Source organism: Streptomyces sp. NPDC059785, from assembly GCF_042732375.1.
Taxonomy (GTDB): Bacteria; Actinomycetota; Actinomycetes; order Streptomycetales; family Streptomycetaceae; genus Streptomyces.
The window spans coordinates 17331-40192 of record NZ_JBHWHV010000040.1; the positions used below are offsets into that span (position 1 = coordinate 17331).

Sequence of the window (22862 nt, forward strand, 5' to 3'; positions counted from 1 at the left end):
AGAAAGTCTGCCCCATCTTGGAGATCCCTATGCGCACGGGGTGGCGGGAGGTGCCGGACGCTACGCCAGCGGATCCGGCGCGGCGGTGACACCCAGCTCGGCCAGCTTCGCCCGGCCGCCGTCCGGCGCGGTGAGCACCAGCGGCCCGTCCTCGGTCAGCGCCACCGAGTGCTCCCAGTGCGAGGACCAGGTGCCGTCGGTGCTGACCACCGTCCAGTCGTCCTCCAGCACCTCGGTCTTCGGGGTGCCCAGCGCGACCATCGGCTCGATGGCCAGACAGAAACCGGGGACCAGCTTGGGCCCCTTGCCGCGGCGCCGCTCGACGTAGTTCAGCAGGTGCGGGTCCATGTGCATCTCGGTGCCGATGCCGTGGCCGCCGTAGTCCTCGACGATGCCGTACTTGCCGCCGCCCGGCTTGGGCTGGCGGCGGATGTAGGTCTCGATGGCGCGGGAGACGTCGACCAGGCGGTTGCCGAGCTTCATGGCGGCGATGCCCGCCCACATCGACTCCTCGGTCACCCGGGAGAGCTCGACCAGCTCCGGAGCGTGACCGGAGCCGACGAACGCGGTGAAGGCGGCGTCGCCGTGCCAGCCGTCGACGATCGCGCCGGCGTCGATGGAGATGATGTCGCCGTCCTTCAGGACGGTCTTGTCGTCCGGGATGCCGTGGACGACGACCTCGTTGACCGAGGTGCAGATGGTCGCGGGGAAACCGCCGTAACCGAGGAAGTTCGACTTCGCGCCGTGCTCGGCCAGCACCTTGCGGGCGACCTCGTCGAGGTCCTTCGTGGTGGCGCCGGGCACCGCGGCCTCCCGCGTGGCCGCATGGACGGCGGCGACGACCAGCCCCGCCTCACGCATCCTGGCGATCTGCTCGGGGGTCTTGATCTGCACCATGGCGGTCTGCGCTCTCCGTCTTCCTACGTCATCCGGTTACGTGCACAACACTACGGCCGCGGCACCCCGAAGGGCACCGCGGCCGGAGCGGCGTTCAACCAACTACTTGCCGTCCACCGGGCGCTTGAGCGCCTCCATGGCGCGCGCGGTGACCTCGTCCACCTTGCCGAGCGCGGGGATCGTGACCACGAGACCCTGCTCCCGGTAGTAGTCGATGATCGGCTCGGTCTGCGTGTGGTAGACCTCGAGGCGCTTGCGGACGGTCTCCTCGGAGTCGTCGTCGCGCTGGTACAGCTCGCCGCCGTCGACGTCGCAGACGCCTTCCTTGGCCGGCTTCTTGTGATCCACGTGGAAGACGTGGCTCGAGTCCTTGCGGCAGACCCGGCGGCCGGCGATGCGCTTGACCACCTCGTCCTCGGGAACCTCCAGGTCCAGGACCGCGTCCAGCTTCATGCCCTCGGCGTCGAGCATCTCGTCGAGCGCCTGGGCCTGCGACACGTTCCGCGGGAAGCCGTCCAGCAGGAAGCCGTTCTCGGCGTCCGGCTGCTCCATGCGGTCCTTCGCCATCGCGATGGTGACCTCGTCCGGAACCAGCTCGCCCTTGTCCATGTAGGACTTCGCCAGCTTGCCGAGTTCCGTCTGGCTGCTGATGTTGGCGCGGAAGAGGTCGCCCGTGGAGATGTGCGGGATCGACAGGTTCTTGGCGAGGAACGCAGCCTGCGTTCCCTTGCCGGCACCGGGCGGCCCGACGAGGACGATTCGCATCAGCGGAGGAACCCTTCGTAATTGCGCTGCTGAAGCTGGCTCTCGATCTGCTTCACCGTCTCGAGACCGACACCCACGATGATCAGGATGCTGGTACCGCCGAACGGGAAGTTCTGGCTTGCCCCGAAGCCAACCAACGCCATCGTCGGCACGAGAGCGATCAGGCCCAGATACAGCGAACCCGGCCAGGTGATCCGGTTGAGTACGTAGCTGAGGTACTCAGCGGTCGGACGGCCAGCCCGGATGCCCGGGATGAAGCCACCATACTTCTTCATGTTGTCCGCGACTTCCTCGGGGTTAAACGAGATCGCCACGTAGAAGAACGCGAAGAACACGATGAGCAAGAAGTACATGGTGATGTAAATCGGGTGGTCGCCCTTGGTCAGATTCGCCTCGATCCACGTCTTCCAGCCGGATGTGCCGCTGGAGAACTGGGCGATCAGCGCCGGAATGTAGAGCAGCGACGACGCGAAGATGACGGGGATCACACCCGCCTGGTTCACCTTCAGCGGGATGTACGTCGACGTACCGCCGTAGGAACGCCGGCCGATCATGCGCTTCGCGTACTGGACCGGGATACGGCGCTGGGCCTGCTCGACGAAGACGACCAGGCCGACCATGACCAGACCCACGGCGATGACGGTGCCGAACTCGATCCAGCCGCCGGCCAGGGTGCCCTGCTTCTTGATGGCCCACAGCGCGGACGGGAAGGTGGCGGCGATCGAGATGAACATCAGGATCGACATGCCGTTGCCGATACCGCGGTCGGTGATCAGCTCACCGAGCCACATGACGATGGCCGTACCGGCGGTCATCGTGATGACCATGGTGATGGTGGTGAAGATCGCCTTGTCCGGGACGATCTCGCTGCCGACGGTGCAGCTGCTGAACAGGGCGCCGCTGCGCGCGGTCGCCACCAGGCCCGTGCCCTGGAGGATGGCCAGCGCCACCGTCAGGTAACGGGTGTACTGCGTGATCTTCGCGGTACCCGACTGGCCCTCCTTCTTGAGGGCCTCGAGCCGCGGGATCACCACGGTCAGCAGCTGAAGGATGATGCTCGCGGTGATGTACGGCATGATGCCGAGCGCGAAGATCGTGATCTGCAGCAGCGCGCCACCGCTGAACATGTTGACCAGACCGAACAGACCCTGGTTGCCCGATGCCTGTTCCACACACGCCTGGACGTTCCGGTAGTCGACGCCGGGGATCGGGATGTGGGTACCGACCCGGTAGACCACGATGATGCCGAGCGTGAAGAGCAGCTTCTTGCGCAGGTCGGGCGTCCTGAACGCCCGGGCGAACGCGGTGAGCACGGTGCCTCCTGCGACCCCCGCGCTACTGCGTCAAGGGTGACGGTCTTGAGGTTCGATGGATAAAGGCATGAATGGCGGTCAACCTCCGTGCGGCTGGGGACCGCACGAGAGTTGGCAGTGCAGGCCACCTTACCGGCGAGACTGCCCCCTCTGGAACGACCAACCGGGGATGCCCCTTTTGTGGGGCATCCCCGGTCGGGATCGCTCATGTCATCGAGACGCCTGAAGGACTCAGACGAGCTCGGTGACGGTACCGCCGGCGGCGGTGATCTTCTCCTTGGCGGAGCCGGAGACGGCGTCGACCGTCACCTGCAGCGCCACGGAGAGCTCGCCCTGGCCGAGGACCTTGACGAGGCTGTTCTTGCGGACGGCGCCCTTGGCGACCAGGTCCGCGACCGTGACCTCGCCACCCTCGGGGTAGAGGGCGGAGAGCTTGTCCAGGTTCACGACCTGGTACTCGGTCTTGAAGGGGTTCTTGAAGCCCTTCAGCTTCGGGAGACGCATGTGGAGGGGCATCTGCCCACCCTCGAAGCGCTCCGGAACCTGGTAGCGGGCCTTCGTGCCCTTCGTACCACGACCGGCCGTCTTACCCTTCGACGCCTCACCACGACCGACACGGGTCTTGGCGGTCTTGGCGCCGGGGGCGGGACGGAGGTTGTGGATCTTGAGCGGGTTGTTCTCCGCCATGATCAGTCGACCTCCTCGACCGTCACGAGGTGGCGGACGGTGTGCACCATGCCGCGGAACTCGGGGCGGTCCTCCTTGACGACCTGCGTGTTGATGCCCTTGAGACCAAGGGAACGCAGGGTGTCACGGTGGTTCTGCTTGCTGCCGATGTACGACTTCGTCTGCGTGATCTTGAGCTGCGCCATTACGCACCAGCCCCGGCACGCGCACGCAGCAGAGCCGCGGGGGCGACGTCCTCGAGGGGCAGACCACGGCGGGCCGCGATCTCCTCGGGGCGCTGCAGACCCTTCAGGGCAGCAACGGTCGCGTGCACGATGTTGATCGCGTTGTCGGAGCCGAGCGACTTCGACAGGATGTCGTGAACGCCGGCGCACTCGAGCACGGCACGCACCGGGCCACCGGCGATAACACCGGTACCGGGGGAAGCCGGCTTGAGCAGGACGACGCCCGCGGCCTTCTCACCCTGGATCGGGTGCGGGATGGTGCCCTGGATACGGGGGACCTTGAAGAAGTGCTTCTTGGCCTCCTCGACACCCTTGGCGATGGCGGCCGGCACCTCCTTGGCCTTGCCGTAACCGACACCCACGGTGCCGTCACCGTCGCCCACCACGACCAGCGCGGTGAAGCTGAAGCGACGACCACCCTTCACAACCTTGGCGACGCGGTTGATCGCGACGACGCGCTCAACGTACGCGGTCTTCTCGGCGGCAGCTGCGCCGCCGTCACGGCCCTTCCGGTCCCGCCGCTCGCCGCCACCGGCACCGCCACCGCGGCGCTGGGGTCCAGCCATTGGAATTACCTCTCTCTTTTTCCGCTAGCTACGCAGTGTCTGATAGCCACTGCATGGCGGGCGACTCAGAACTTGAGTCCGGCTTCGCGGGCGGCGTCCGCCAGGGCGGCGATGCGCCCGGCGTACTGGTTACCACCACGGTCGAATACGACAGCCTCGACACCGGCGGCCTTGGCGCGCTCGGCGACCAGGGCGCCGACCTTGCCGGCCTGCGCGGACTTCTCGCCCTCGCCACGGATCGTGGTGTCCAGGGTCGACGCCGACGCCAGGGTGTGACCCTTGATGTCGTCGATGACCTGGGCCACGATGTGGCGGTTCGAGCGCGTCACGACCAGGCGGGGACGCTCGGCCGTACCGGAGACCTTCTTACGGATCCGGATGTGGCGCCGCTTGATGGCAGCACGCTTGTAAGCGTCGCCCTTAGCGATCTTCGTACCGTATGCCATGGCTTACTTACCCGCCTTTCCGACCTTGCGGCGGATGACTTCGCCCTCGTACTTGACGCCCTTGGCCTTGTACGGGTCGGGCTTGCGCAGCTTGCGGATGTTGGCCGCAACCTCGCCGACCTTCTGCTTGTCGATGCCCTCGACCGAGAAACGGGTCGGGGCCTCCACCTTGAAGGTGATGCCCTCGGGGGCCTCGACGGTGATCGGGTGGCTGTAGCCGAGCGAGAACTCCAGGTTGGAGCCCTTGGCCACGACGCGGTAACCGACACCGCTGATCTCGAGCTTCTTCACGTAACCCTGGGTCACGCCGGTGATCATGTTCGCCACCAGCGTGCGGGACAGGCCGTGCAGGGCCTTGTTCTGACGCTCGTCGTTCGGGCGGGTGACGTTCAGAACGCCGTCCTCACCCTTAGCGATCTCGATCGGCGCCACGACGGTGTGGGAGAGAGAGCCCTTGGGGCCCTTCACCTGGACCGTACGGCCGTCGATGGTGACGTCCACGCCGGCGGGAACCGTGATGGGGAGCTTGCCAATACGCGACATAGCTGTTTCCTCCGTTCCCTTCCGCTACCAGACGTAGGCGAGGACTTCCCCACCCACGCCCTTCTTGCCGGCCTGCTTGTCGGTGAGGAGCCCGTGGGACGTGGAGATGATCGCCACGCCGAGGCCGCCGAGCACCTTGGGCAGGTTGGTGGACTTCGCGTAGACCCGGAGACCGGGCTTGGAGATCCGCTTGATGCCCGCGATGGAGCGCTCACGGTTCGGGCCGAACTTCAGCTCGAGGACGAGGTTCTTGCCGACCTCGGCGTCCTCGACCTTCCAGCCCGTGATGAAGCCCTCCTGCTGGAGGATCTCCGCGATGTGCGACTTGATCTTCGAGTGCGGCATACCGACGGTGTCGTGGTACGCCGAGTTCGCGTTACGCAGACGCGTAAGCATGTCTGCGATCGGATCAGTCATGGTCATGAATTGGCCTTCGGCCTCTCTCGCCGGGGTTTCCTGTATGCGCCATCCCTCTCCCCACACAGGGGCGGGACGGGTGCGGCGCGGGGACCTACGGCGTAGTAAGTCGTACGGGTGCCAGGGCACCCAACCCTCCTAGCCTAAGCCATGGAGAGTTGGGCCCCTGACCGCCCTTTGCTTACCGAGAGCCTCTGGAGTCCCTTGTTAGGGGGACTACCAGGAGCTCTTGGTCACGCCCGGCAGCTCGCCACGGTGAGCCATCTCACGAAGGCACACGCGGCACAGGCCGAACTTGCGGTACACGGAGTGGGGACGGCCGCAGCGCTGGCAGCGCGTGTAGCCACGCACGCCGAACTTGGGCTTGCGAGCAGCCTTCGCGATCAGAGCCTTCTTCGCCATCTCGCTCACGCCTCCTTGAAGGGGAAGCCGAGGTGACGAAGGAGCGCGCGGCCCTCAGCGTCGTTGGTCGCCGTGGTGACCACGGTGATGTCCATACCCCGGACGCGGTCGATCTTGTCCTGGTCGATCTCGTGGAACATGACCTGCTCCGTGAGACCGAAGGTGTAGTTGCCACGGCCGTCGAACTGCTTGGGGGACAGGCCGCGGAAGTCGCGGATGCGCGGCAGCGCGAGCGACAGGGTGCGGTCCAGGAACTCCCACATGCGGTCGCCACGGAGCGTGACGTGGGCACCGATCGGCTGGCCCTCACGCAGCTTGAACTGCGCGATGGACTTGCGGGCCTTGGTGACGGCCGGCTTCTGACCGGTGATCGTGGTGAGGTCGCGGATCGCGCCGTCGATCAGCTTGGAGTCGCGGGCGGCGTCGCCCACACCCATGTTGACCACGATCTTGACGAGGCCCGGGACCTGCATGACGTTCTCGTACTTGAACTCGTCACGCAGCTTGCCCGCGATCTCCTCGCGGTACTTCGTCTTGAGACGCGGAGTGGTGGTGGTAGCCATCAGATGTCCTCACCCGTCCGCTTGGCAACGCGGATCTTGTTGCCCTCGTCGTCGAAGCGGTAACCGACGCGCGTGACGACCTTGTTGCCGTCCTTCTCCACGACGAGCTGAACATTGCTCACGTGAATCGGGGCCTCGGTGGTCACGATGCCGCCGGCCTGCGAACCGCGAGCGGTGGGGCCGGCCTTCGTGTGCTTCTTGACCCGGTTGACACCCTCGACCAGGACGCGCTCGTCGCGCGGGTAAGCGGCAATGACCTTGCCCTGCTTGCCCTTGTCCTTGCCGGTGATGACCTGGACCAGGTCGCCCTTCTTGATCTTCATGCTTACAGCACCTCCGGCGCGAGCGAGATGATCTTCATGAACTTCTTCTCGCGCAGCTCACGGCCGACGGGGCCGAAGATACGGGTGCCGCGAGGGTCGCCGTCGTTCTTCAGAATGACGGCGGCGTTCTCGTCGAAGCGGATGTACGAGCCGTCCGGACGGCGGCGCTCCTTGACGGTGCGAACGATGACCGCCTTGACGACGTCACCCTTCTTCACGTTGCCACCGGGGATCGCGTCCTTGACGGTGGCGACGATGACGTCACCGATGCCCGCGTAGCGGCGACCGGAGCCACCGAGCACACGGATGCAAAGGATTTCCTTCGCACCAGTGTTGTCGGCGACACGCAGTCGCGACTCCTGCTGGATCACGTCTATCTCCTGTTTGTCTGCCGGTTCCCGGCAGGGGCTCCCTCACGGGAGACCCCTGCCGAGCCTGGCGGAACGAACCTCAGGGAAACCCCTCAGGTAATTACTTGGCCTTCTCGAGAATCTCGACGACGCGCCAGCGCTTCGTCGCGGACAGCGGCCGGGTCTCCATCAGGAGGACGCGGTCGCCGACACCGGCGGCGTTCTGCTCGTCGTGGGCCTTGAGCTTGTTCGTACGGCGGATGACCTTGCCGTACAGCGCGTGCTTGACGCGGTCCTCGACGGCGACGACGACGGTCTTGTCCATCTTGTCGCTGACGACCAGACCCTCACGGGTCTTGCGGAAGCCGCGGGCGGCCTTCTCCGCGGCGGAGCCGCTGATGTCTGCAGTTTCAGTCACGTTGCTCTCGCTCATCAGGCGCTCTCCACCGTCTCGATGCCCAGCTCGCGCTCACGCATCAGGGTGTAGATCCGCGCGATGTCCTTACGGACGGCCTTCAGCCGACCGTGGTTCTCGAGCTGACCGGTCGCCGCCTGGAAGCGGAGGTTGAACAGCTCTTCCTTGGCCTCGCGGAGCTTACCCAGAAGCTCCTCGTTGCCCAGCTCGCGCAGCTCGGACGCCTTGGTACCGGCCGACATCACGCTTCACCTGCCTCGCGCTTGACGATCCGGCACTTCATCGGCAGCTTGTGGGCGGCGCGAGTCAGAGCCTCACGGGCGATCTTCTCGTTGGGGTAGGACAGCTCGAACATCACCCGGCCCGGGTGAACGTTCGCGATCCACCACTCGGGGGAACCCTTACCGGAACCCATGCGGGTCTCGGCAGGCTTCTTGGTGAGCGGGCGGTCCGGGTAGATGTTGATCCAGACCTTGCCGCCACGCTTGATGTGGCGGGTCATCGCGATACGGGCCGCCTCGATCTGGCGGTTGGTCACGTACGCCGGCGTGAGGGCCTGGATGCCGTACTCGCCGAACGCAACCTGCGTACCGCCCTTGGCCATGCCACGGCGCTTCGGGTGGTGCTGCTTGCGGTGCTTGACCCTACGGGGGATCAGCATGTCGGTCAGGCCTCCGTTCCGGTGCTCTCAGCCGGAGCGGCAGCGGCGGGCGCCTCGGCCTTGGGGGCCTCGGCGGCCGGAGCCGACTGCTGCTGCGGCTTGCGACCGCGACCGCCACGCTCGCCACCGCGGCCACCACGGGCCGGGCGGTCGTTGCCACCACGGGCCGGGCGGTTGCCGGCGCGGGCAGCGGCGTTCTCGGCGCGGACCTCGGCGATGTTCTTGACGTCGCCCTTGTAGATCCAGACCTTCACACCGATACGGCCGAAGGTCGTCTTGGCCTCGAAGAAGCCGTAGTCGACGTTCGCGCGGAGCGTGTGCAGGGGCACACGGCCCTCGCGGTAGAACTCCGAGCGGGACATCTCGGCGCCGCCGAGACGGCCACCACACTGGATCTTGATGCCCTTGGCGCCCGCCTTCATCGCCGACTGCATGCTCTTGCGCATGGCACGGCGGAAGGAGACGCGGGAGGACAGCTGCTCGGCAACGGCCTGGGCCACGAGCTGAGCGTCGGTCTCGGGGTTCTTGACCTCGAGGATGTTCAGCTGGACCTGCTTGCCCGTGAGCTTCTCGAGGTCGCCGCGGATGCGGTCGGCCTCGGCGCCACGGCGGCCGATGACGATGCCGGGACGCGCGGTGTGGATGTCCACCCGCACGCGGTCACGGGTGCGCTCGATCTCAACCTTCGAGATGCCGGCGCGCTCCATGCCGGACGTCATCATCCGGCGGATGGCGACGTCTTCCTTGACGTAGTCCTTGTACAGCTTGTCGGCGTACCACCGGGACTTGAAGTCCGTGGTGACACCGAGCCGGAACCCATGCGGGTTAACCTTCTGGCCCATTACCGGGTTCCTTCCTTGCTGCTGACGACCACGGTGATGTGGCTGGTCCGCTTGCGGATCCGGTAGGCACGGCCCTGGGCGCGCGGCCGGAACCGCTTCAGGGTCGGGCCCTCGTCGACGTACGCCTCGGAGACGAAGAGGCTGTCGGCGTCGGTGTGGTCGTAGTTGTGCGCGGCGTTGGCGATGGCGCTGTCCAGCACCTTGCCGACCGGCACGCTCGCGGCCTGCGGGGCGAAACGCAGGACCGCCTGAGCCTCCGTGGCATCCATGCCACGGATAAGGTCCACCACGCGGCGGGCCTTCATGGGCGTAACGCGGATGTACCGCGCCTGGGCCCTGGCTTCCATGGTTGTCCTTCCAGTGTCTGTCATGGTCATTCCACCCCGCTGTTAGCGGCGCTTCGACTTCCGGTCGTCCTTGACGTGACCCCGGAAGGTGCGCGTCGGCGAGAACTCGCCGAGCTTGTGGCCGACCATCGACTCGGTGACAAACACCGGAATGTGGGTCTTGCCGTTGTGCACCGCGATCGTGTGGCCGAGCATGGCCGGGACGATCATCGAGCGACGGGACCAGGTCTTGATGACGTTCTTGGAACCGGCTTCGTTCTGGGCGTCCACCTTCTTGATGAGGTGTCCGTCGACGAAGGGCCCCTTCTTGAGACTGCGCGGCATCTAAACCCGCTCCTAGCGCTTCTTGTTCGTCTTGCGGCGGCGGACGATGTACTTGTTCGAAGCCTTCTTCGGCGAACGAGTACGACCCTCCTTCTGACCCCACGGCGAGACCGGGTGGCGACCACCGGAGGTCTTGCCCTCACCACCACCGTGCGGGTGGTCAACCGGGTTCATCGCCACACCGCGGACGGTCGGACGGACGCCGAGCCAGCGCTTACGGCCGGCCTTGCCCCAGTTGATGTTGGACTGCTCGGCGTTGCCGACCTCGCCGACCGTGGCGCGGCAGCGCTGGTCGACCAGGCGGATCTCACCGGACGGCATGCGGAGGTGGGCCATCGAGCCCTCCTTCGCGAGCAGCTGCACGGAGGCACCGGCGGAGCGGGCGAACTTGGCGCCGCCACCGGGACGGAGCTCGATCGCGTGGATCGTGGTACCGACCGGGATGTTGCGGAGCGCCAGGTTGTTGCCCGGCTTGATGTCGGCCCCGGGGCCGTTCTCCACGCGGTCACCCTGCGACAGGTTGCGCGGGGCGAGGATGTAACGCTTCTCGCCGTCGGCGTAGTGCAGCAGCGCGATGCGCGCGGTGCGGTTGGGGTCGTACTCGATGTGCGCGACCTTCGCCGGCACGCCGTCCTTGTCGTGACGACGGAAGTCGATCACGCGGTAGGCGCGCTTGTGTCCGCCACCCTGGTGGCGAACGGTCACACGACCGGCGTTGTTACGGCCGCCCTTGCTGTGCAGCGGGCGGACCAGCGACTTCTCCGGCGTGGACCGCGTGACCTCGACGAAGTCGGCGACGGAGGAGCCACGGCGGCCCGGCGTCGTCGGCTTGTACTTGCGGATTCCCATTTCTCAGTCCTCGTCCGATATTCGGACCAGGGCGCTCCGTTAGGAGGCCTGGCCGAAGATGTCGATACGGTCGCCCTCAGCGAGGGTCACGATCGCGCGCTTGCTGTCCGCACGCTTGCCGAAGCCGGTGCGGGTGCGCTTGCGCTTGCCCTGACGGTTGATCGTGTTGACCCCGGTGACCTTGACCGAGAAGACCGCCTGGACGGCCTCCTTGATCTGGGTCTTGTTGGCGCCAGGCGCGACGATGAAGGTGTACTTGCCCTCGTCGAGAAGCGCGTAGCTCTTCTCCGAGACGACCGGCTTGAGGAGCACGTCACGGGGGTCCGTGAAGGACTTGCTCAGCGGGGTCTCGACGGTGTTCTTGCCCTCGGTGGCGTGGCGCTTCGCCTTGGCGACGCGCGCGGCCTTGGCGGCCTTGGCGGCCTTCGAGGCGATGCTCGGGTGACGCGTAGCCATCAGGCTTCGCTCCCTTCGGTGTCAGCGGCCTTGGGGCCAGACACGAAGGACTCGAAAGCGGCCTGGGTGAAGACCACGTCGTCCGAGACGAGAACGTCGTACGTGTTCAGCTGGCCCGGCTCCAGGATGTGGACCTGGGGCAGGTTGCGCGCGGAGAGCAGCGCGGCCTCGTCGGAGCGCTCGATGACCAGGAGCACGTTCTTGCGCTCCGAGATCTTGCCGAGCAGGCTCTTGGCGGCCTTGGTGGAGGGGGTCTCGCCCTCGATCACGCCGGAGACGACGTGGATGCGAGCGTTGCGGGCCCGGTCGGTGAGGGCGTGGCGCAGGGCCGCGGCCTTCATCTTCTTCGGGGTCCGCTGCGAGTAGTCACGCGGCACGGGACCGTGCACGACGCCACCACCGGCGAACTGCGGGGCGCGGGTAGAGCCCTGGCGCGCGCGGCCGGTGCCCTTCTGACGGTAAGGCTTCTTACCGCCACCACGAACCTCGCCGCGGGTCTTGGTCTTGTGCGTGCCCTGGCGGGCAGCGGCCAGCTGCGCGACGACGACCTGGTGAAGCAGCGGAACGCTGATCTTCTCGACGTCGAAGATCTCCGCGGGGAGCTCGACCGTCCCGGTCTTGTCGCCTGCCGGCGAAAGGATGTCAACAGTGCTCATCGTTACCTCAGGCCCCCTTGGCCGCGGTGCGGACCAGGACGAGGCCGCCGTTCGGACCGGGGACGGCGCCCTTGATGAGCAGCAGACCCTTCTCCGCGTCAACGGCGTGGACGGTCAGGTTCTGGGTGGTGACCCGCTCGTTGCCCATGCGACCCGCCATGCGCAGGCCCTTGAACACGCGGCCCGGGGTGGCGCAGCCACCGATGGAACCGGGCGAGCGGTGCTTGCGCTGGGTACCGTGCCCGGCGCCGAGGCCACCGAAGTTGTGGCGCTTCATGACACCGGCGAAGCCCTTGCCCTTGCTCTTGCCGGTGACGTCGACCTTGAGGCCGGCCTCGAACACCTCGGCGGTGATCTCCTGGCCGAGGGTGTACTCGCTGGCGTCAGCGGTACGGATCTCGACGAGGTGGCGGCGGGGGGTGACGTCGGCCTTGGCGAAGTGACCCTTGAGGGGCTTGTTCACCTTGCGCGGGTCGATCTCGCCGAAGGCGATCTGGACCGACTCGTAGCCGTCACTGTCGTTCGTACGGACCTGGGTCACGACGTTGGGGCCGGCCTTGACGACGGTGACCGGAACAACACGGTTGTTCTCGTCCCACACCTGCGTCATGCCGAGCTTCTCGCCCAGGATGCCCTTGATCTGCTTGGTCATCTCTCAGATCACCGGCCTCAGAGCTTGATCTCGATGTCGACACCGGCCGGGAGGTCGAGTCGCATCAGAGAGTCAACGGTCTTGGGCGTCGGGTCGAGGATGTCGATCAGGCGCTTGTGCGTGCGCATCTCGAAGTGCTCGCGCGAGTCCTTGTACTTGTGCGGCGACTTGATGACGCAGTACACGTTCTTCTCAGTGGGCAGCGGCACCGGGCCCGCGACCGACGCACCAGTGCGGGTCACCGTCTCGACGATCTTCTTCGCCGAGGAGTCGATGACCTCGTGGTCGTAGGCCTTGAGCCGGATGCGGATCTTCTGTCCCGCCATGGCTACTCAGTAGTCCTTTGTCTAGTGAAACGCTCTGGTACCCGGGGGTTCGCGTTCCTGCCTCCGACCCACGCGGTCGGGTGTGTCGCGCTCCTGCCGCACAGATATCCGTACCGGATTTCCCTGCCAGGGACGCGGCTCGACCCTTTGGGCAACCGCTGGACCGGGGGCTGAACACCCACCGGGCGCCTGGTCGGCACCCCGCTGACACTTCCCGGAAGATTCCCGTACGTCCGCCCCAGCGCTGCCTCTCGGCAGTTGGAGCGACGAGTACTGTGGGACTCGCTTCCGGTCCTCCCGGCGGGAGGCGCGCAGCATCGGCACTCGACCGAGCAACCCCGCTAGTCTGCCACATCGGACGGGGGGCTGGCCAATCGAGCCGATGACTGTACCCCACGTCACGCCGGGCTACACACGGGCACACCGGAGCCGGTCACCAGAGCCCGGCGTGCGGCCGCCGTCAGGCCGGCAGGAACACCGTGTAGATCACCGCGCTCCCCGCCGGCCCGAGACGTGCTCGGCCCCGCCGACACGGCGCCCTCGCGCCTCCGCCCGGCGGCCACCCGCCTTGCACCGCGAAGGCCGTGGTTGTGATGATGACCGGCATGTCTGAGCACGGGGGCGAGGCGGCCGGACCGCCACGGACCAGCATGCCCAGGTCGAAGCTCGCGGACTACGCGGAGATGGCCGGGCCGTCGCTGGAAGCGGAGAACTCGAAGAGCACACGGTCCGCACTGGACGGAGCGCCTTCCGCCTCGGCCTCGACCGCGCCTCGCGGCCCGACGGCACCGCCGGACGACGACGTCCCGGTCGAGGACCCGCAGGTCGCCGAGCGACGGCGCTGGTACGAGGCGCTGCTGGACGAGTTCCGGCGCACCGCGGTCCTGGTGCCGCTGGGCGAGGGGCCGGGCCCGGACGACGAGCGCGGCCTGCTGACCGCTGACCTCAACGGCATCCGCTTCATCCTGGCCTTCTCCGACGAGCAGGCTCTGGGCCGCTACGCGAAGGCACGGGAGGGCTACCACCGCGAGTGGACCTACCAGACCGTCCTGGGCGCGCGTCTGCTGGACGTGGGCGTACCGGCCGCCGGTGTGCCGTGCGGCGTGGCGCTGGACTGCGCGGACGGGCCGGACGGGGCGGTGTTCCCGCCGGTCAGGGGGGTCGTTCCCGAGGAAGCCGCGGTCGACGCAGACCTTTTCGAGGAGCGTGTGCGGTGAGCGGGAGCGACAAAGACCTCAAGGCCCAGGGCCTGGATCTGATCGCGAAAGGCCTGACCGAAGCGCTCGACGAGCTCGAGGAACTCGGCATGGTCGGGATGGCCGGCGCGGGCCGAGGCTTCTCGGACGTGTCGCTGAACGGGCTGGAACTGGGCCACGGAGGGCTGACGGAGACCTTCTCCTCGTTCTGCGAGCGCTGGGAGTGGGGTGTCCGCTCGCTGATCAACGAGGGCAACGGGTTCGCCGTGCGCACCGGACTGTCGGCCGGCACCTACTACGAGACCGACCAGTACGTGGAAGGCTCCCTCAAGGTCGCGGCCAACTCCCTCATCGGCAATCCGTACGCCTCCGAGGACGAGGTCACCCAGCAGGGCTGGGGCGACATCGCCACCTCCGGCGCCTTCGGCGGCGCCGACTACAGCCAGGAGTCCTTCGAACAGGCCGGGGAGAACATCAAGCAGGGCTGGAAGGACACCGGTCGCGATCTCATGACCTCCAGCACCATCGGACCGGCCGGGCTCAACCCGCAGAATCTGCACAACTCCTTCGGCGTCTCCGACTCCGAGTACGAACAGATGCTGGACGACACCTTCGGCCCCTCCCCCGAAGCCAGGGCCGAGGCAGCCCAGCAGCAGGGCGGCGGTGAGGGCTGATGGGCATCGTCGGAGACATCGGCGACGGACTCAAGGGCCTCGGCAGCGACATCAAGGACGGGGTCAACGACGGCCTCGGCGCGATCGAGGACGGCGTCGACGCCGGCAAGAAAGTCCTCGGTACGGGGATCGACTGGGGGTCGGAGAAGCTCGGTGAGGGGCTTGACGGAGTCGGTCTGCACGACGCCGCCGACACCGTCGAGGACTGGGGCGACGAGGCCGCCTCGGCTCTCGGTGCCACCCCTGGTGAACAGCAGCTCGGTCAGAGCGAGGACGCCGATGAGCTCGTACACGGCAAGCCCGACAGGATCCGGGAGAGCGCGAAGCATCTCAGGGACTTCCACGGCGCCTTCGACAAGGTCGGCCAGGGCATGCGGAAGCTCGACTCCTCGCACTGGCGAGGCGAGGGCGGTGACGCCTTCCGTAAGAAGTTCGAGATGCACCCCACCAAATGGCTGCACGCGTCCGACGCCTGTGAGATCGCGGCAGCCGCCCTGGAAACGTACGCCGACACCGTGAAATGGGCTCAGGGCCAGGCCAAGGAGGCCATCGAGCTCTACAAGAAGGGCAAGAACGCCTCCGAGGCGGCCGTGGAGGCATACAACAAGCGGATCGACGCCTACAACGCGAAGGTCAGGGCGGACGAGGATCCCGGCCCGGAGCCCGAGGCGTTCAAGGACCCCGGCAAGGCCGACATCCAGGCGGCCCGGGACAAGCTCGCCGAGGCCCGGAAGCAGCGGAACACATCCGCCACGACGGCCCAGGGCAAGGTCAAGGAGGCCCTCGCGTACGCCCCCGCCGAACCGCCGCCCCTGGACCGGCTGGGCAACAACATCGTCGACGGCTACCAGGCCGTCGACATCGAGCTGACCCACGTCGTCGGCGGCGCCGTCAAGGGAACCGCAGGCCTGCTCAATTTCGCCCGTGGCCTCAACCCGACCGATCCGTACAACCTGACCCACCCCGCTGAGTACGTCCAGAACGTCAACATGACGCTGGCCGGGCTGGTCTCCACCGCCGCGCACCCGGAGCGCGTCGTCCAGGCGGCGGTGGACGGTTTCAAGAAGGACCCCTCCGAGTTCGTCGGCCGTCTCCTGCCCGAACTCGTCGGCACGAAGGGCGCCGGCCTCGCCCGCAGCGGCCTGCGCCTCGGCGTGAAGGAGGGCGCCGAGACCGCCGCGTCGAACATGGCGTCGAAGGGTCTGAAATACGCGGACGACGCGGCCGGATCCGCACCCAAGGACTGGGGCGACCTGGCACGCAGCACCGAGCATGTGAAAGAAAAGGCGATCCACTATGAATCGGTGAATCCGACGAGAGCCCAGGAGTTCCTGGACTCCGAATATCCGTGGCTCAAGGACGTCAACAACACCGGGCAGCCCGGTTACACCTTGAATTGCAGCCACAATACCGTGGCCGTCGACCGTCGCCTTGACGGCATCGACGTGAGTGCGGCGCCCAAGCAGGCGGGCGACCACATCCCGCCGGAGCAGCTCGGCCTCACGGACAGGCCCAAGGGCACCTACGACATGGTGAATAGCTACGATGACATCATCCGTGACCTCCAGGCGCGCGGGGAGGGCTCGCGCAGCGTCGTCTACATCAGCCGCCCCGATGGCACGGCACACGTCTTCAACGCGGTGAACACCCCGCACGGTGTGGCCTTCCTCGACGGCCAGAGCGGAACGCTGGGCGTTCTCGAAAGAAATGTCTCGTCTGTCGGGCACATTCCGTATCGCAATGGAGTTCCATAAATGGTGACCAAAGACGAAGCAGTGACGGCTGCCGCGAAATTCTTGAAGACTATCGCTTACCCGGACCGCGCGGGATCCGTGGTAGTGCTTCCGGATACGGGCATCGAATTCACTTACGGCTGGACGGTGCGCTTCGATTTCCAGGAGCATATCGATACGGGAGATCCCACGCAGGCGCCGTTCACCTCGGTCGTGGTCGTGCCGCACGACGGGAGTGCCGCTCATTTCGCTCCGACGTTCCCGCCGACGGAGGATTACATGGCTCTGCAGGCTTCGGGCGACTGGCCGCCCAAGAAGGGGCACTGAGATGCACGGTCCCACCCAGCAAGCGGCGGCCTGGCTCCACCACACCTACCGCGGCCTCGTCGAGCCGGCCGTCCCCCACCCCGTGCACGAGTCGGCCACGGCCTGGCTCATGGCGTGCCGGACCGTACAGCAGCCCGGCTACCCGCACACGCCCATGCTCGCGGCCTCGGTCGTCGTCCCCAAGGACGGCAGCTCGCCGTTCCACCCGTCGCCCAGCGCTCCCTTCGCGGACCTGGAACCGGCCGTGTCGTACGACGCGGCCGTCGCCCGGGTCGAGAACCAGGGACGCCGGATCAACGCGCGCGGCTGCGTCGTGGCCCTGCACTCGGCGATCGGCCGGAGTCCGTCGGTGCCACTGCCCTGGCAGCCGTCGGACGAGGCGCCCGGCTGGTGGGACCGGCTCACCCGCCGGTACTTCCCCGGGTTCGAGCCGGTGGACGCGGGCTCCTGGGACGAGATCGTCAAGGCCGTCGGGGAGAGTGGGCCCGACACCCGGGGACTGGTCTGGGTCCGTCGCGAGGCCGGCGGGCAGGAAGCCACGGGGAATCTGGTCTACGCCCACAACAACAAGGGCCAGGTCGTCTTCCTCGACGGCCTGACCTCGTCGCTCGCCCGGCTGGACACCCACGACGTGCGCGAGCTGGTGCTGATGCGGGCGGTGCCCGAGGCGCTACGGGGCCGCCGACGGCCGTGGGAGCGCGAGGCGCGGGACTTCGAGTCCGCCCAGGCGAAGGCGCGGCTGTGGCTGGAGAACACGTACGGGGGCCAGGCCGAGCTGGTCGGTCCGGTCGCCCAGGACGAGACACGACGGGGCTGGGTGTTCTCCTGCGACACACGCCGTCACCTTCGTGACGGGCGCTGGCAGGACACCATGCTCGACGCGACGGTGGTCGTCCCCAAGGACACCGCCGAGCCCTTCGGACTGCCGAACTCCGACCCCTGGACCTGGCTGGCCCACTGGGACGCCGGCGGAACCCCCGGCACCGGTCAATTTCCGCCGCCGCCCGCACCGGGCCGCGCCCTCTGGTTCGAGCCGACGCTCGCCGAGCTCGGGGCGGTCCTGTCGACGTCCGATCACGAGACGTGGTCGTCGGCCGTGGACGAGGTGTCGTCGTTCCCGGCCGGGGCCCGTGCGCTGATCTGGATCCGCCGTACGGACGGCCGGGGCCGTGAGGCCGTGGGATGGCTGGTCAACGCGCTGGCCACTGCGGACGGCGTGCTGCTGTTCGACGGCGCGTCCGACCGGCCGGTGTCCTTCGACCCGACCGGCGTCCGCGCCCTGCACGTGATCCGCTACCGCTGACCCGGCGGGGAGCGGCACGCCCGGCCCTCGCCGGAAGGCGCCCGCACAGCAAAGAGGCCCGCACGACCGAAGTCGTACGGGCCTCCTCAGGAGCTCACCGCATCGCTGCGGAGCTACCAGGCATCAAGCCCAACAGGCAAGCGGAGCTTACTTGTTGATCTTGGTGACCTGGCCGGCGCCCACCGTCCGGCCACCCTCACGGATGGCGAACTTCAGGCCCTCTTCCATGGCGACGGGCTGGATGAGCTCGACCTTCATCTCAGTGTTGTCGCCCGGCATGACCATCTCCGTGCCCTCGGGGAGGGTCACAACACCGGTCACGTCAGTCGTACGGAAGTAGAACTGCGGACGGTAGTTGTTGAAGAACGGCGTGTGGCGGCCACCCTCGTCCTTGGACAGGATGTAGGCCTGGGCCTCGAACTCGGTGTGCGGGGTGACCGAACCGGGCTTGATGATGACCTGGCCGCGCTCGACGTCCTCGCGCTTGATGCCGCGGAGGAGCAGACCGACGTTCTCACCGGCCTGGCCCTCGTCGAGCAGCTTGCGGAACATCTCGATGCCGGTGACCGTGGTGGTGGTCTTCTCCTGCTTGATACCGATGATGTCCACGGTCTCGTTGACCTTGAGGACACCACGCTCGATACGGCCGGTGACGACCGTACCGCGACCGGTGATCGTGAAGACGTCCTCGATCGGCATGAGGAACGGCTTGTCGACGTCGCGGGCCGGCTCCGGGATGGCGGTGTCGACGGCGGACATCAGGTCCAGGACCGACTGGCCCCACTCCTTGTCGCCCTCGAGCGCCTTGAGCGCCGAGACCTTGACGACCGGCAGGTCGTCGCCCGGGAACTCGTACTCGGAGAGGAGCTCACGGACCTCGAGCTCGACGAGCTCCAGGATCTCCTCGTCGTCCACCATGTCGGCCTTGTTCAGGGCGACGACGATGTACGGAACGCCGACCTGGCGGGCCAGGAGCACGTGCTCCTTGGTCTGCGGCATCGGGCCGTCGGTGGCGGCGACCACGAGGATGGCGCCGTCCATCTGCGCCGCACCCGTGATCATGTTCTTGATGTAGTCCGCGTGACCGGGGCAGTCGACGTGGGCGTAGTGACGCGTCTCCGTCTGGTACTCGACGTGCGCGATGGAGATGGTGATACCGCGCTGGCGCTCCTCAGGAGCCTTGTCGATCTGGTCGAAGGCCGAGGCCTCGTTCAGGTCCGGGTACGCGTCGTGCAGCACCTTGGTAATGGCGGCCGTGAGGGTCGTCTTACCGTGGTCGATGTGACCGATGGTGCCGATGTTGACGTGCGGCTTAGTCCGCTCGAACTTCGCCTTCGCCACTGGGGTCCTCCTGTGGAGTGGTTCTGTACGCCTTACTCATCGGCGCCAGGGTGATCTTTGCTGGGGTGCCGGCCGCCGGGGTCTCTCCTGGTGGGGATCGAACCCCGGCGGTCGGTGTCAAGCCTAAAGCGTGGAACGCGGTGCGTTACTCGCCCTTGGCCTTCGCGATGATCTCCTCGGCGACGTTCCGCGGAACCTCGGCGTAGGAGTCGAACTGCATCGAGTAGCTTGCGCGACCCGAGGTCTTGCTGCGGAGGTCTCCGACGTAGCCGAACATCTCCGAGAGGGGCACGAGGCCCTTCACGACGCGGGCACCGGCCCGCTCCTCCATGGCCTGGATCTGGCCACGGCGGGAGTTGATGTCGCCGATGACCTCACCCATGTAGTCCTCGGGCGTGGTGACCTCGACGGCCATCATCGGCTCGAGCAGCACGGGGCTGGCCTTGCGCGCGGCCTCCTTGAAGGCCTGCGAACCGGCGATCTTGAAGGCGAGCTCGGAGGAATCGACCTCGTGGTAGGCACCGTCGATGAGCGTGACGCGGACGCCCGTCATCTCGTACCCGGCCAGGATGCCGAACTGCATGGCCTCCTGCGCACCGGCGTCGACCGAAGGGATGTACTCCTTCGGGATGCGGCCGCCGGTGACCTTGTTCACGAACTCGTACGACGCGTCGCCGCCCTCGATGGGCTCGATCGCGATCTGCACCTTGGCGAACTGACCGGTACCACCGGTCTGCTTCTTGTGGGTGTAGTCCACGCGCTCGACGGCCTTGCGGATCGTCTCGCGGTACGCGACCTGCGGCTTGCCGACGTTGGCCTCGACCTTGAACTCACGGCGCATACGGTCGACCAGCACCTCGAGGTGCAGCTCGCCCATACCACCGATGATGGTCTGGCCGGTCTCCTCGTCCGAGTGAACCTGGAAGGAGGGGTCCTCCTCCGCGAGACGCTGGATGGCGACACCCAGCTTCTCCTGGTCACCCTTGGACTTGGGCTCGATGGCGACCTGGATGACCGGCGCCGGGAAGTCCATGGACTCCAGGATGACCGGGCTCTTGTCGTCGCTCAGCGTCTCACCGGTGGTGGTCTGCTTGAGGCCCATCACGGCGATGATGTCGCCGGCGCCCACCGACTCGATCTCCTCACGCTTGTTCGCGTGCATGCGGTAGATCTTGCCGATGCGCTCCTTCTTGCCCTTGACGGAGTTCAGCACCGCGGTGCCGGACTCCAGGCGGCCCGAGTAGACCCGGACGAAGGTGAGCTTGCCCAGGTGCGGGTCGCTCATGATCTTGAAGGCGAGCGCGGACAGCGGCTCGTCGTCCGACGGCTTGCGCTTGACGACGACCTCGGGGTCCTTGACGTCATGGCCCTCGATGGCCTCGACGTCGAGCGGGGTCGGCAGGTAGCGCACGACCGCGTCGAGCAGGGGCTGGACGCCCTTGTTCTTGAACGCGGTACCGCAGAACACGGGGGTGACCGTGGTGTCCTCGGACTTGCCGGACGCGATGGTGATACGACGGATCGCGGCGTACAGCTGCTCCTCGGTGGGCTCCTGGCCCTCCAGGTACAGCTCCATGATCTCTTCGTCGTTCTCCGCGACGGCCTCGACCAGCTTGCCGCGCCACTCCTCGGCGGCCTCGGTGTGCGTGGCCGGGATGTCGACGACGTCGTACATCTCGCCCTTCGCCGCCTCGGCGGACCACACGAGCGCCTTCATGCGGACCAGGTCCACGACGCCCTTGAAGTCGGCCTCGGCACCGATCGGAAGCTGCATGACGAGCGGCTGGGCGCCCAGGCGGTCCGAGATCATGTCCACGCAGCGGTGGAACTCGGCGCCGGTACGGTCCAGCTTGTTCACGAAGCAGATGCGCGGCACACCGTAACGGTCGGCCTGACGCCACACCGTCTCGGACTGCGGCTCGACACCGGCGACACCGTCGAACACCGTGACGGCACCGTCGAGCACGCGGAGCGAACGCTCCACCTCGACCGTGAAGTCGACGTGCCCGGGGGTGTCGATGATGTTGATCGTGTAGTCGTTGTCCTCGAGCGGCCAGTGACAGGTGGTGGCAGCAGAGGTGATCGTGATGCCACGCTCCTGCTCCTGCTCCATCCAGTCCATGGTGGCAGCGCCGTCGTGGACTTCACCGATCTTGTAGCTGACGCCGGTGTAGAAGAGGATCCGCTCGGTGGTGGTCGTCTTGCCCGCGTCGATGTGGGCCATGATCCCGATGTTGCGGACCTTGGCCAGGTCAAGTGAAGTGGTAGCCATAAGGCTTCAGTCTTCTCTCGGTCTCGATGGGGTCTGCGACTACCAGCGGTAGTGCGCGAAGGCCTTGTTGGACTCGGCCATCTTGTGGGTGTCCTCACGCTTCTTCACAGCGGCACCGAGGCCGTTGGAGGCGTCGAGGAGCTCGTTGAGGAGGCGCTCGGTCATGGTCTTCTCGCGACGGGCGCGGGAGTAACCGACGAGCCAGCGCAGCGCGAGGGTGTTGGCACGACCGGGCTTGACCTCGATCGGCACCTGGTAGGTGGCGCCACCGACACGGCGGGACTTGACCTCGAGGGTCGGCTTGATGTTCTCCAGCGCGCGCTTCAGCGTGATGATCGGGTCGTTGCCCGTCTTCTCACGCAGACCCTCCATGGCGCCGTACACGATGCGCTCGGCGGTGGAGCGCTTGCCGTTCAGCAGCACCTTGTTGATGAGGGAGGTCACCAGAGGAGAACCGTAGACCGGGTCGATGATGACCGGGCGCTTCGGGGCGGGGCCCTTACGAGGCATTCTTACTTCTCCTTCTTGGCGCCGTAGCGGCTGCGGGCCTGCTTGCGGTTCTTGACACCCTGGGTGTCGAGGGAACCGCGGATGATCTTGTAGCGAACACCCGGCAGGTCCTTCACACGGCCGCCGCGCACGAGCACGATGGAGTGCTCCTGCAGGTTGTGTCCCTCACCCGGGATGTAAGCGGTGACCTCGATCCCGCTGGTCAGACGCACACGCGCGACCTTACGCAGGGCCGAGTTCGGCTTCTTCGGGGTGGTCGTGAACACACGCGTGCAGACGCCACGACGCTGGGGCGAACCCTCGAGTGCGGGCGTCTTGTTCTTCTCGACCTTGTCCTGCCGGCCCTTACGGACCAGCTGCTGGATCGTAGGCACTACTTCTCCGGTTTCTGTGTGCCGAATGGTGAAGCTAACCTGAAACGTCGCCGACCCACGCGGTCGGGTGTGTCGAATCCCGCAGACTCCCGCCGCAAGGCGAAAGGA

General features: G+C 66.8%; 33 protein-coding genes. 5 read left to right on the plus strand and 28 right to left on the minus strand.

The window, feature by feature from the left end; all coding sequences use genetic code 11:
- Positions 1–60: 60 nt before the first annotated feature.
- The 24 genes from map to rpsJ all read right to left on the minus strand — a co-directional run bounded on the left by map (position 61) and on the right by rpsJ (position 13024).
- A complete protein-coding gene (gene map / locus ACFV6E_RS27120; RefSeq protein WP_385161354.1) occupies positions 61–897 on the minus strand; it encodes a type I methionyl aminopeptidase in 837 nt (278 codons plus the stop codon).
- A gap of 102 nt (positions 898–999) precedes the next feature.
- Entirely contained in the window at positions 1000–1662 is a 663-nt protein-coding gene (locus tag ACFV6E_RS27125) for an adenylate kinase (RefSeq protein ID WP_385161352.1), read from the minus strand.
- Positions 1662–2975, minus strand: coding sequence for a preprotein translocase subunit SecY (secY, locus tag ACFV6E_RS27130; RefSeq protein ID WP_385161350.1), 1314 nt, complete (start codon positions 2973–2975; stop codon positions 1662–1664). Before secY ends, ACFV6E_RS27125 begins: the two co-directional genes overlap by 1 nt.
- Before the next feature lie 231 nt (positions 2976–3206).
- Positions 3207–3662: a 50S ribosomal protein L15 gene (gene rplO / locus ACFV6E_RS27135; protein WP_385161348.1), complete on the minus strand. Its 456-nt coding sequence runs from the start codon at positions 3660–3662 to the stop codon at positions 3207–3209.
- 2 nt (positions 3663–3664) lie between these two features.
- A complete protein-coding gene (gene rpmD, locus ACFV6E_RS27140) occupies positions 3665–3847 on the minus strand; it encodes a 50S ribosomal protein L30 (RefSeq protein ID WP_005481207.1) in 183 nt (60 codons plus the stop codon).
- Entirely contained in the window at positions 3847–4452 is a 606-nt protein-coding gene (gene rpsE / locus ACFV6E_RS27145; RefSeq protein WP_016645168.1) for a 30S ribosomal protein S5, read from the minus strand. Before rpsE ends, rpmD begins: the two co-directional genes overlap by 1 nt.
- A gap of 65 nt (positions 4453–4517) precedes the next feature.
- Entirely contained in the window at positions 4518–4898 is a 381-nt protein-coding gene (gene rplR / locus ACFV6E_RS27150) for a 50S ribosomal protein L18 (protein WP_385161345.1), read from the minus strand.
- A gap of 3 nt (positions 4899–4901) precedes the next feature.
- Positions 4902–5441 (minus strand): 50S ribosomal protein L6, encoded by a 540-nt coding sequence (gene rplF, locus ACFV6E_RS27155; RefSeq protein WP_385161343.1) that lies wholly within the window; start codon positions 5439–5441, stop codon positions 4902–4904.
- A 24-nt stretch (positions 5442–5465) separates the two neighbouring features.
- Positions 5466–5864, minus strand: a complete 399-nt coding sequence (gene rpsH, locus ACFV6E_RS27160; RefSeq protein WP_010986352.1) for a 30S ribosomal protein S8 — start codon at positions 5862–5864, stop codon at positions 5466–5468.
- Between the two features lie 210 nt (positions 5865–6074).
- Positions 6075–6260: a type Z 30S ribosomal protein S14 gene (locus ACFV6E_RS27165; protein WP_003948630.1), complete on the minus strand. Its 186-nt coding sequence runs from the start codon at positions 6258–6260 to the stop codon at positions 6075–6077.
- A 5-nt stretch (positions 6261–6265) separates the two neighbouring features.
- Positions 6266–6823, minus strand: coding sequence for a 50S ribosomal protein L5 (rplE, locus tag ACFV6E_RS27170; RefSeq protein WP_385161341.1), 558 nt, complete (start codon positions 6821–6823; stop codon positions 6266–6268).
- Entirely contained in the window at positions 6823–7146 is a 324-nt protein-coding gene (gene rplX / locus ACFV6E_RS27175) for a 50S ribosomal protein L24 (protein WP_053674523.1), read from the minus strand. The genes rplE and rplX overlap by 1 nt, the downstream gene beginning before the upstream one ends.
- A gap of 2 nt (positions 7147–7148) precedes the next feature.
- Positions 7149–7517 (minus strand): 50S ribosomal protein L14, encoded by a 369-nt coding sequence (rplN, locus tag ACFV6E_RS27180; RefSeq protein WP_003998823.1) that lies wholly within the window; start codon positions 7515–7517, stop codon positions 7149–7151.
- A 100-nt stretch (positions 7518–7617) separates the two neighbouring features.
- Positions 7618–7929: a 30S ribosomal protein S17 gene (gene rpsQ, locus ACFV6E_RS27185; RefSeq protein ID WP_385161339.1), complete on the minus strand. Its 312-nt coding sequence runs from the start codon at positions 7927–7929 to the stop codon at positions 7618–7620.
- The gene (gene rpmC / locus ACFV6E_RS27190; protein ID WP_030174543.1) at positions 7929–8153 is read right to left on the minus strand and encodes a 50S ribosomal protein L29; all 225 of its coding nucleotides are present in this window, start codon (positions 8151–8153) and stop codon (positions 7929–7931) included. The genes rpsQ and rpmC overlap by 1 nt, the downstream gene beginning before the upstream one ends.
- Complete coding sequence (gene rplP / locus ACFV6E_RS27195; RefSeq protein WP_003974260.1) at positions 8153–8572, minus strand: 50S ribosomal protein L16; 420 nt, start codon at positions 8570–8572, stop codon at positions 8153–8155. The genes rpmC and rplP overlap by 1 nt, the downstream gene beginning before the upstream one ends.
- A 5-nt stretch (positions 8573–8577) precedes the next feature.
- The gene (rpsC, locus tag ACFV6E_RS27200) at positions 8578–9414 is read right to left on the minus strand and encodes a 30S ribosomal protein S3 (protein WP_190134826.1); all 837 of its coding nucleotides are present in this window, start codon (positions 9412–9414) and stop codon (positions 8578–8580) included.
- Positions 9414–9761, minus strand: coding sequence for a 50S ribosomal protein L22 (rplV, locus tag ACFV6E_RS27205; RefSeq protein ID WP_023547379.1), 348 nt, complete (start codon positions 9759–9761; stop codon positions 9414–9416). Before rplV ends, rpsC begins: the two co-directional genes overlap by 1 nt.
- Before the next feature lie 42 nt (positions 9762–9803).
- Positions 9804–10085: a 30S ribosomal protein S19 gene (gene rpsS / locus ACFV6E_RS27210; RefSeq protein WP_019072284.1), complete on the minus strand. Its 282-nt coding sequence runs from the start codon at positions 10083–10085 to the stop codon at positions 9804–9806.
- A gap of 12 nt (positions 10086–10097) precedes the next feature.
- The gene (rplB, locus tag ACFV6E_RS27215) at positions 10098–10934 is read right to left on the minus strand and encodes a 50S ribosomal protein L2 (protein WP_093824855.1); all 837 of its coding nucleotides are present in this window, start codon (positions 10932–10934) and stop codon (positions 10098–10100) included.
- A 39-nt stretch (positions 10935–10973) separates the two neighbouring features.
- Entirely contained in the window at positions 10974–11390 is a 417-nt protein-coding gene (gene rplW / locus ACFV6E_RS27220; protein WP_385161335.1) for a 50S ribosomal protein L23, read from the minus strand.
- Positions 11390–12046 (minus strand): 50S ribosomal protein L4, encoded by a 657-nt coding sequence (gene rplD / locus ACFV6E_RS27225; protein ID WP_385465168.1) that lies wholly within the window; start codon positions 12044–12046, stop codon positions 11390–11392. Before rplD ends, rplW begins: the two co-directional genes overlap by 1 nt.
- 7 nt (positions 12047–12053) lie before the next feature.
- Positions 12054–12698, minus strand: a complete 645-nt coding sequence (gene rplC, locus ACFV6E_RS27230) for a 50S ribosomal protein L3 (protein ID WP_385161331.1) — start codon at positions 12696–12698, stop codon at positions 12054–12056.
- Between the two features lie 17 nt (positions 12699–12715).
- Positions 12716–13024: a 30S ribosomal protein S10 gene (gene rpsJ, locus ACFV6E_RS27235; RefSeq protein ID WP_003948644.1), complete on the minus strand. Its 309-nt coding sequence runs from the start codon at positions 13022–13024 to the stop codon at positions 12716–12718.
- A 605-nt stretch (positions 13025–13629) separates the two neighbouring features.
- Here rpsJ and ACFV6E_RS27240 point away from each other — a divergent pair.
- From ACFV6E_RS27240 to ACFV6E_RS27260, 5 genes are read left to right on the plus strand one after another with little or no spacing between them, the layout of a single operon-like run.
- Positions 13630–14241 (plus strand): hypothetical protein, encoded by a 612-nt coding sequence (locus ACFV6E_RS27240; protein WP_385465170.1) that lies wholly within the window; start codon positions 13630–13632, stop codon positions 14239–14241.
- Positions 14238–14894, plus strand: coding sequence for a hypothetical protein (locus ACFV6E_RS27245; RefSeq protein ID WP_385161327.1), 657 nt, complete (start codon positions 14238–14240; stop codon positions 14892–14894). Before ACFV6E_RS27240 ends, ACFV6E_RS27245 begins: the two co-directional genes overlap by 4 nt.
- A complete protein-coding gene (locus tag ACFV6E_RS27250) occupies positions 14894–16648 on the plus strand; it encodes a putative T7SS-secreted protein (protein ID WP_385465173.1) in 1755 nt (584 codons plus the stop codon). Before ACFV6E_RS27245 ends, ACFV6E_RS27250 begins: the two co-directional genes overlap by 1 nt.
- Positions 16649–16954, plus strand: coding sequence for a YrhB domain-containing protein (locus tag ACFV6E_RS27255; RefSeq protein WP_385465175.1), 306 nt, complete (start codon positions 16649–16651; stop codon positions 16952–16954).
- A gap of 1 nt (position 16955) precedes the next feature.
- Positions 16956–18257 carry a YrhB domain-containing protein gene (locus tag ACFV6E_RS27260; RefSeq protein ID WP_385161322.1) on the plus strand — a complete coding sequence of 434 codons (1302 nt, stop codon included), beginning with the start codon at positions 16956–16958 and terminating at the stop codon, positions 18255–18257.
- A gap of 147 nt (positions 18258–18404) precedes the next feature.
- Here ACFV6E_RS27260 and tuf read toward each other — a convergent pair whose 3' ends face one another.
- From tuf to rpsL, 4 genes are all read right to left on the minus strand, one after another.
- A complete protein-coding gene (gene tuf, locus ACFV6E_RS27265) occupies positions 18405–19598 on the minus strand; it encodes an elongation factor Tu (RefSeq protein WP_385161320.1) in 1194 nt (397 codons plus the stop codon).
- Between the two features lie 145 nt (positions 19599–19743).
- On the minus strand, positions 19744–21870 hold the full coding sequence (fusA, locus tag ACFV6E_RS27270; RefSeq protein ID WP_385161318.1) for an elongation factor G: 2127 nt from the start codon (positions 21868–21870) through the stop codon (positions 19744–19746).
- A 39-nt stretch (positions 21871–21909) separates the two neighbouring features.
- Entirely contained in the window at positions 21910–22380 is a 471-nt protein-coding gene (rpsG, locus tag ACFV6E_RS27275; RefSeq protein WP_003992340.1) for a 30S ribosomal protein S7, read from the minus strand.
- Between the two features lie 2 nt (positions 22381–22382).
- Positions 22383–22754: a 30S ribosomal protein S12 gene (gene rpsL, locus ACFV6E_RS27280; RefSeq protein ID WP_003948652.1), complete on the minus strand. Its 372-nt coding sequence runs from the start codon at positions 22752–22754 to the stop codon at positions 22383–22385.
- Between the last annotated feature and the right edge of the window lie 108 nt (positions 22755–22862).

Excerpts from the sequence above, each read along its gene's own strand:
- map (WP_385161354.1), bottom strand. The coding sequence starts at position 897 with ATGGTGCAGATCAAGACCCCCGAGCAGATCGCCAGGATGCGTGAGGCG.
- ACFV6E_RS27125 (WP_385161352.1), bottom strand. The coding sequence starts at position 1,662 with ATGCGAATCGTCCTCGTCGGGCCGCCCGGTGCCGGCAAGGGAACGCAG.
- rplO (WP_385161348.1), bottom strand. The coding sequence starts at position 3,662 with ATGGCGGAGAACAACCCGCTCAAGATCCACAACCTCCGTCCCGCCCCC.
- rpmD (WP_005481207.1), bottom strand. The coding sequence starts at position 3,847 with ATGGCGCAGCTCAAGATCACGCAGACGAAGTCGTACATCGGCAGCAAG.
- rpsE (WP_016645168.1), bottom strand. The coding sequence starts at position 4,452 with ATGGCTGGACCCCAGCGCCGCGGTGGCGGTGCCGGTGGCGGCGAGCGG.
- rplR (WP_385161345.1), bottom strand. The coding sequence starts at position 4,898 with ATGGCATACGGTACGAAGATCGCTAAGGGCGACGCTTACAAGCGTGCT.
- rplF (WP_385161343.1), bottom strand. The coding sequence starts at position 5,441 with ATGTCGCGTATTGGCAAGCTCCCCATCACGGTTCCCGCCGGCGTGGAC.
- rpsH (WP_010986352.1), bottom strand. The coding sequence starts at position 5,864 with ATGACCATGACTGATCCGATCGCAGACATGCTTACGCGTCTGCGTAAC.
- ACFV6E_RS27165 (WP_003948630.1), bottom strand. The coding sequence starts at position 6,260 with ATGGCGAAGAAGGCTCTGATCGCGAAGGCTGCTCGCAAGCCCAAGTTC.
- rplE (WP_385161341.1), bottom strand. The coding sequence starts at position 6,823 with ATGGCTACCACCACCACTCCGCGTCTCAAGACGAAGTACCGCGAGGAG.
- rplX (WP_053674523.1), bottom strand. The coding sequence starts at position 7,146 with ATGAAGATCAAGAAGGGCGACCTGGTCCAGGTCATCACCGGCAAGGAC.
- rpsQ (WP_385161339.1), bottom strand. The coding sequence starts at position 7,929 with ATGAGCGAGAGCAACGTGACTGAAACTGCAGACATCAGCGGCTCCGCC.
- rpmC (WP_030174543.1), bottom strand. The coding sequence starts at position 8,153 with ATGTCGGCCGGTACCAAGGCGTCCGAGCTGCGCGAGCTGGGCAACGAG.
- rplP (WP_003974260.1), bottom strand. The coding sequence starts at position 8,572 with ATGCTGATCCCCCGTAGGGTCAAGCACCGCAAGCAGCACCACCCGAAG.
- rpsC (WP_190134826.1), bottom strand. The coding sequence starts at position 9,414 with ATGGGCCAGAAGGTTAACCCGCATGGGTTCCGGCTCGGTGTCACCACG.
- rplV (WP_023547379.1), bottom strand. The coding sequence starts at position 9,761 with ATGGAAGCCAGGGCCCAGGCGCGGTACATCCGCGTTACGCCCATGAAG.
- rpsS (WP_019072284.1), bottom strand. The coding sequence starts at position 10,085 with ATGCCGCGCAGTCTCAAGAAGGGGCCCTTCGTCGACGGACACCTCATC.
- rplB (WP_093824855.1), bottom strand. The coding sequence starts at position 10,934 with ATGGGAATCCGCAAGTACAAGCCGACGACGCCGGGCCGCCGTGGCTCC.
- rplW (WP_385161335.1), bottom strand. The coding sequence starts at position 11,390 with ATGGCTACGCGTCACCCGAGCATCGCCTCGAAGGCCGCCAAGGCCGCC.
- rplD (WP_385465168.1), bottom strand. The coding sequence starts at position 12,046 with ATGAGCACTGTTGACATCCTTTCGCCGGCAGGCGACAAGACCGGGACG.
- rplC (WP_385161331.1), bottom strand. The coding sequence starts at position 12,698 with ATGACCAAGCAGATCAAGGGCATCCTGGGCGAGAAGCTCGGCATGACG.
- rpsJ (WP_003948644.1), bottom strand. The coding sequence starts at position 13,024 with ATGGCGGGACAGAAGATCCGCATCCGGCTCAAGGCCTACGACCACGAG.
- ACFV6E_RS27240 (WP_385465170.1), top strand. The coding sequence starts at position 13,630 with ATGTCTGAGCACGGGGGCGAGGCGGCCGGACCGCCACGGACCAGCATG.
- ACFV6E_RS27250 (WP_385465173.1), top strand. The coding sequence starts at position 14,894 with ATGGGCATCGTCGGAGACATCGGCGACGGACTCAAGGGCCTCGGCAGC.
- ACFV6E_RS27255 (WP_385465175.1), top strand. The coding sequence starts at position 16,649 with ATGGTGACCAAAGACGAAGCAGTGACGGCTGCCGCGAAATTCTTGAAG.
- ACFV6E_RS27260 (WP_385161322.1), top strand. The coding sequence starts at position 16,956 with ATGCACGGTCCCACCCAGCAAGCGGCGGCCTGGCTCCACCACACCTAC.
- fusA (WP_385161318.1), bottom strand. The coding sequence starts at position 21,870 with ATGGCTACCACTTCACTTGACCTGGCCAAGGTCCGCAACATCGGGATC.
- rpsG (WP_003992340.1), bottom strand. The coding sequence starts at position 22,380 with ATGCCTCGTAAGGGCCCCGCCCCGAAGCGCCCGGTCATCATCGACCCG.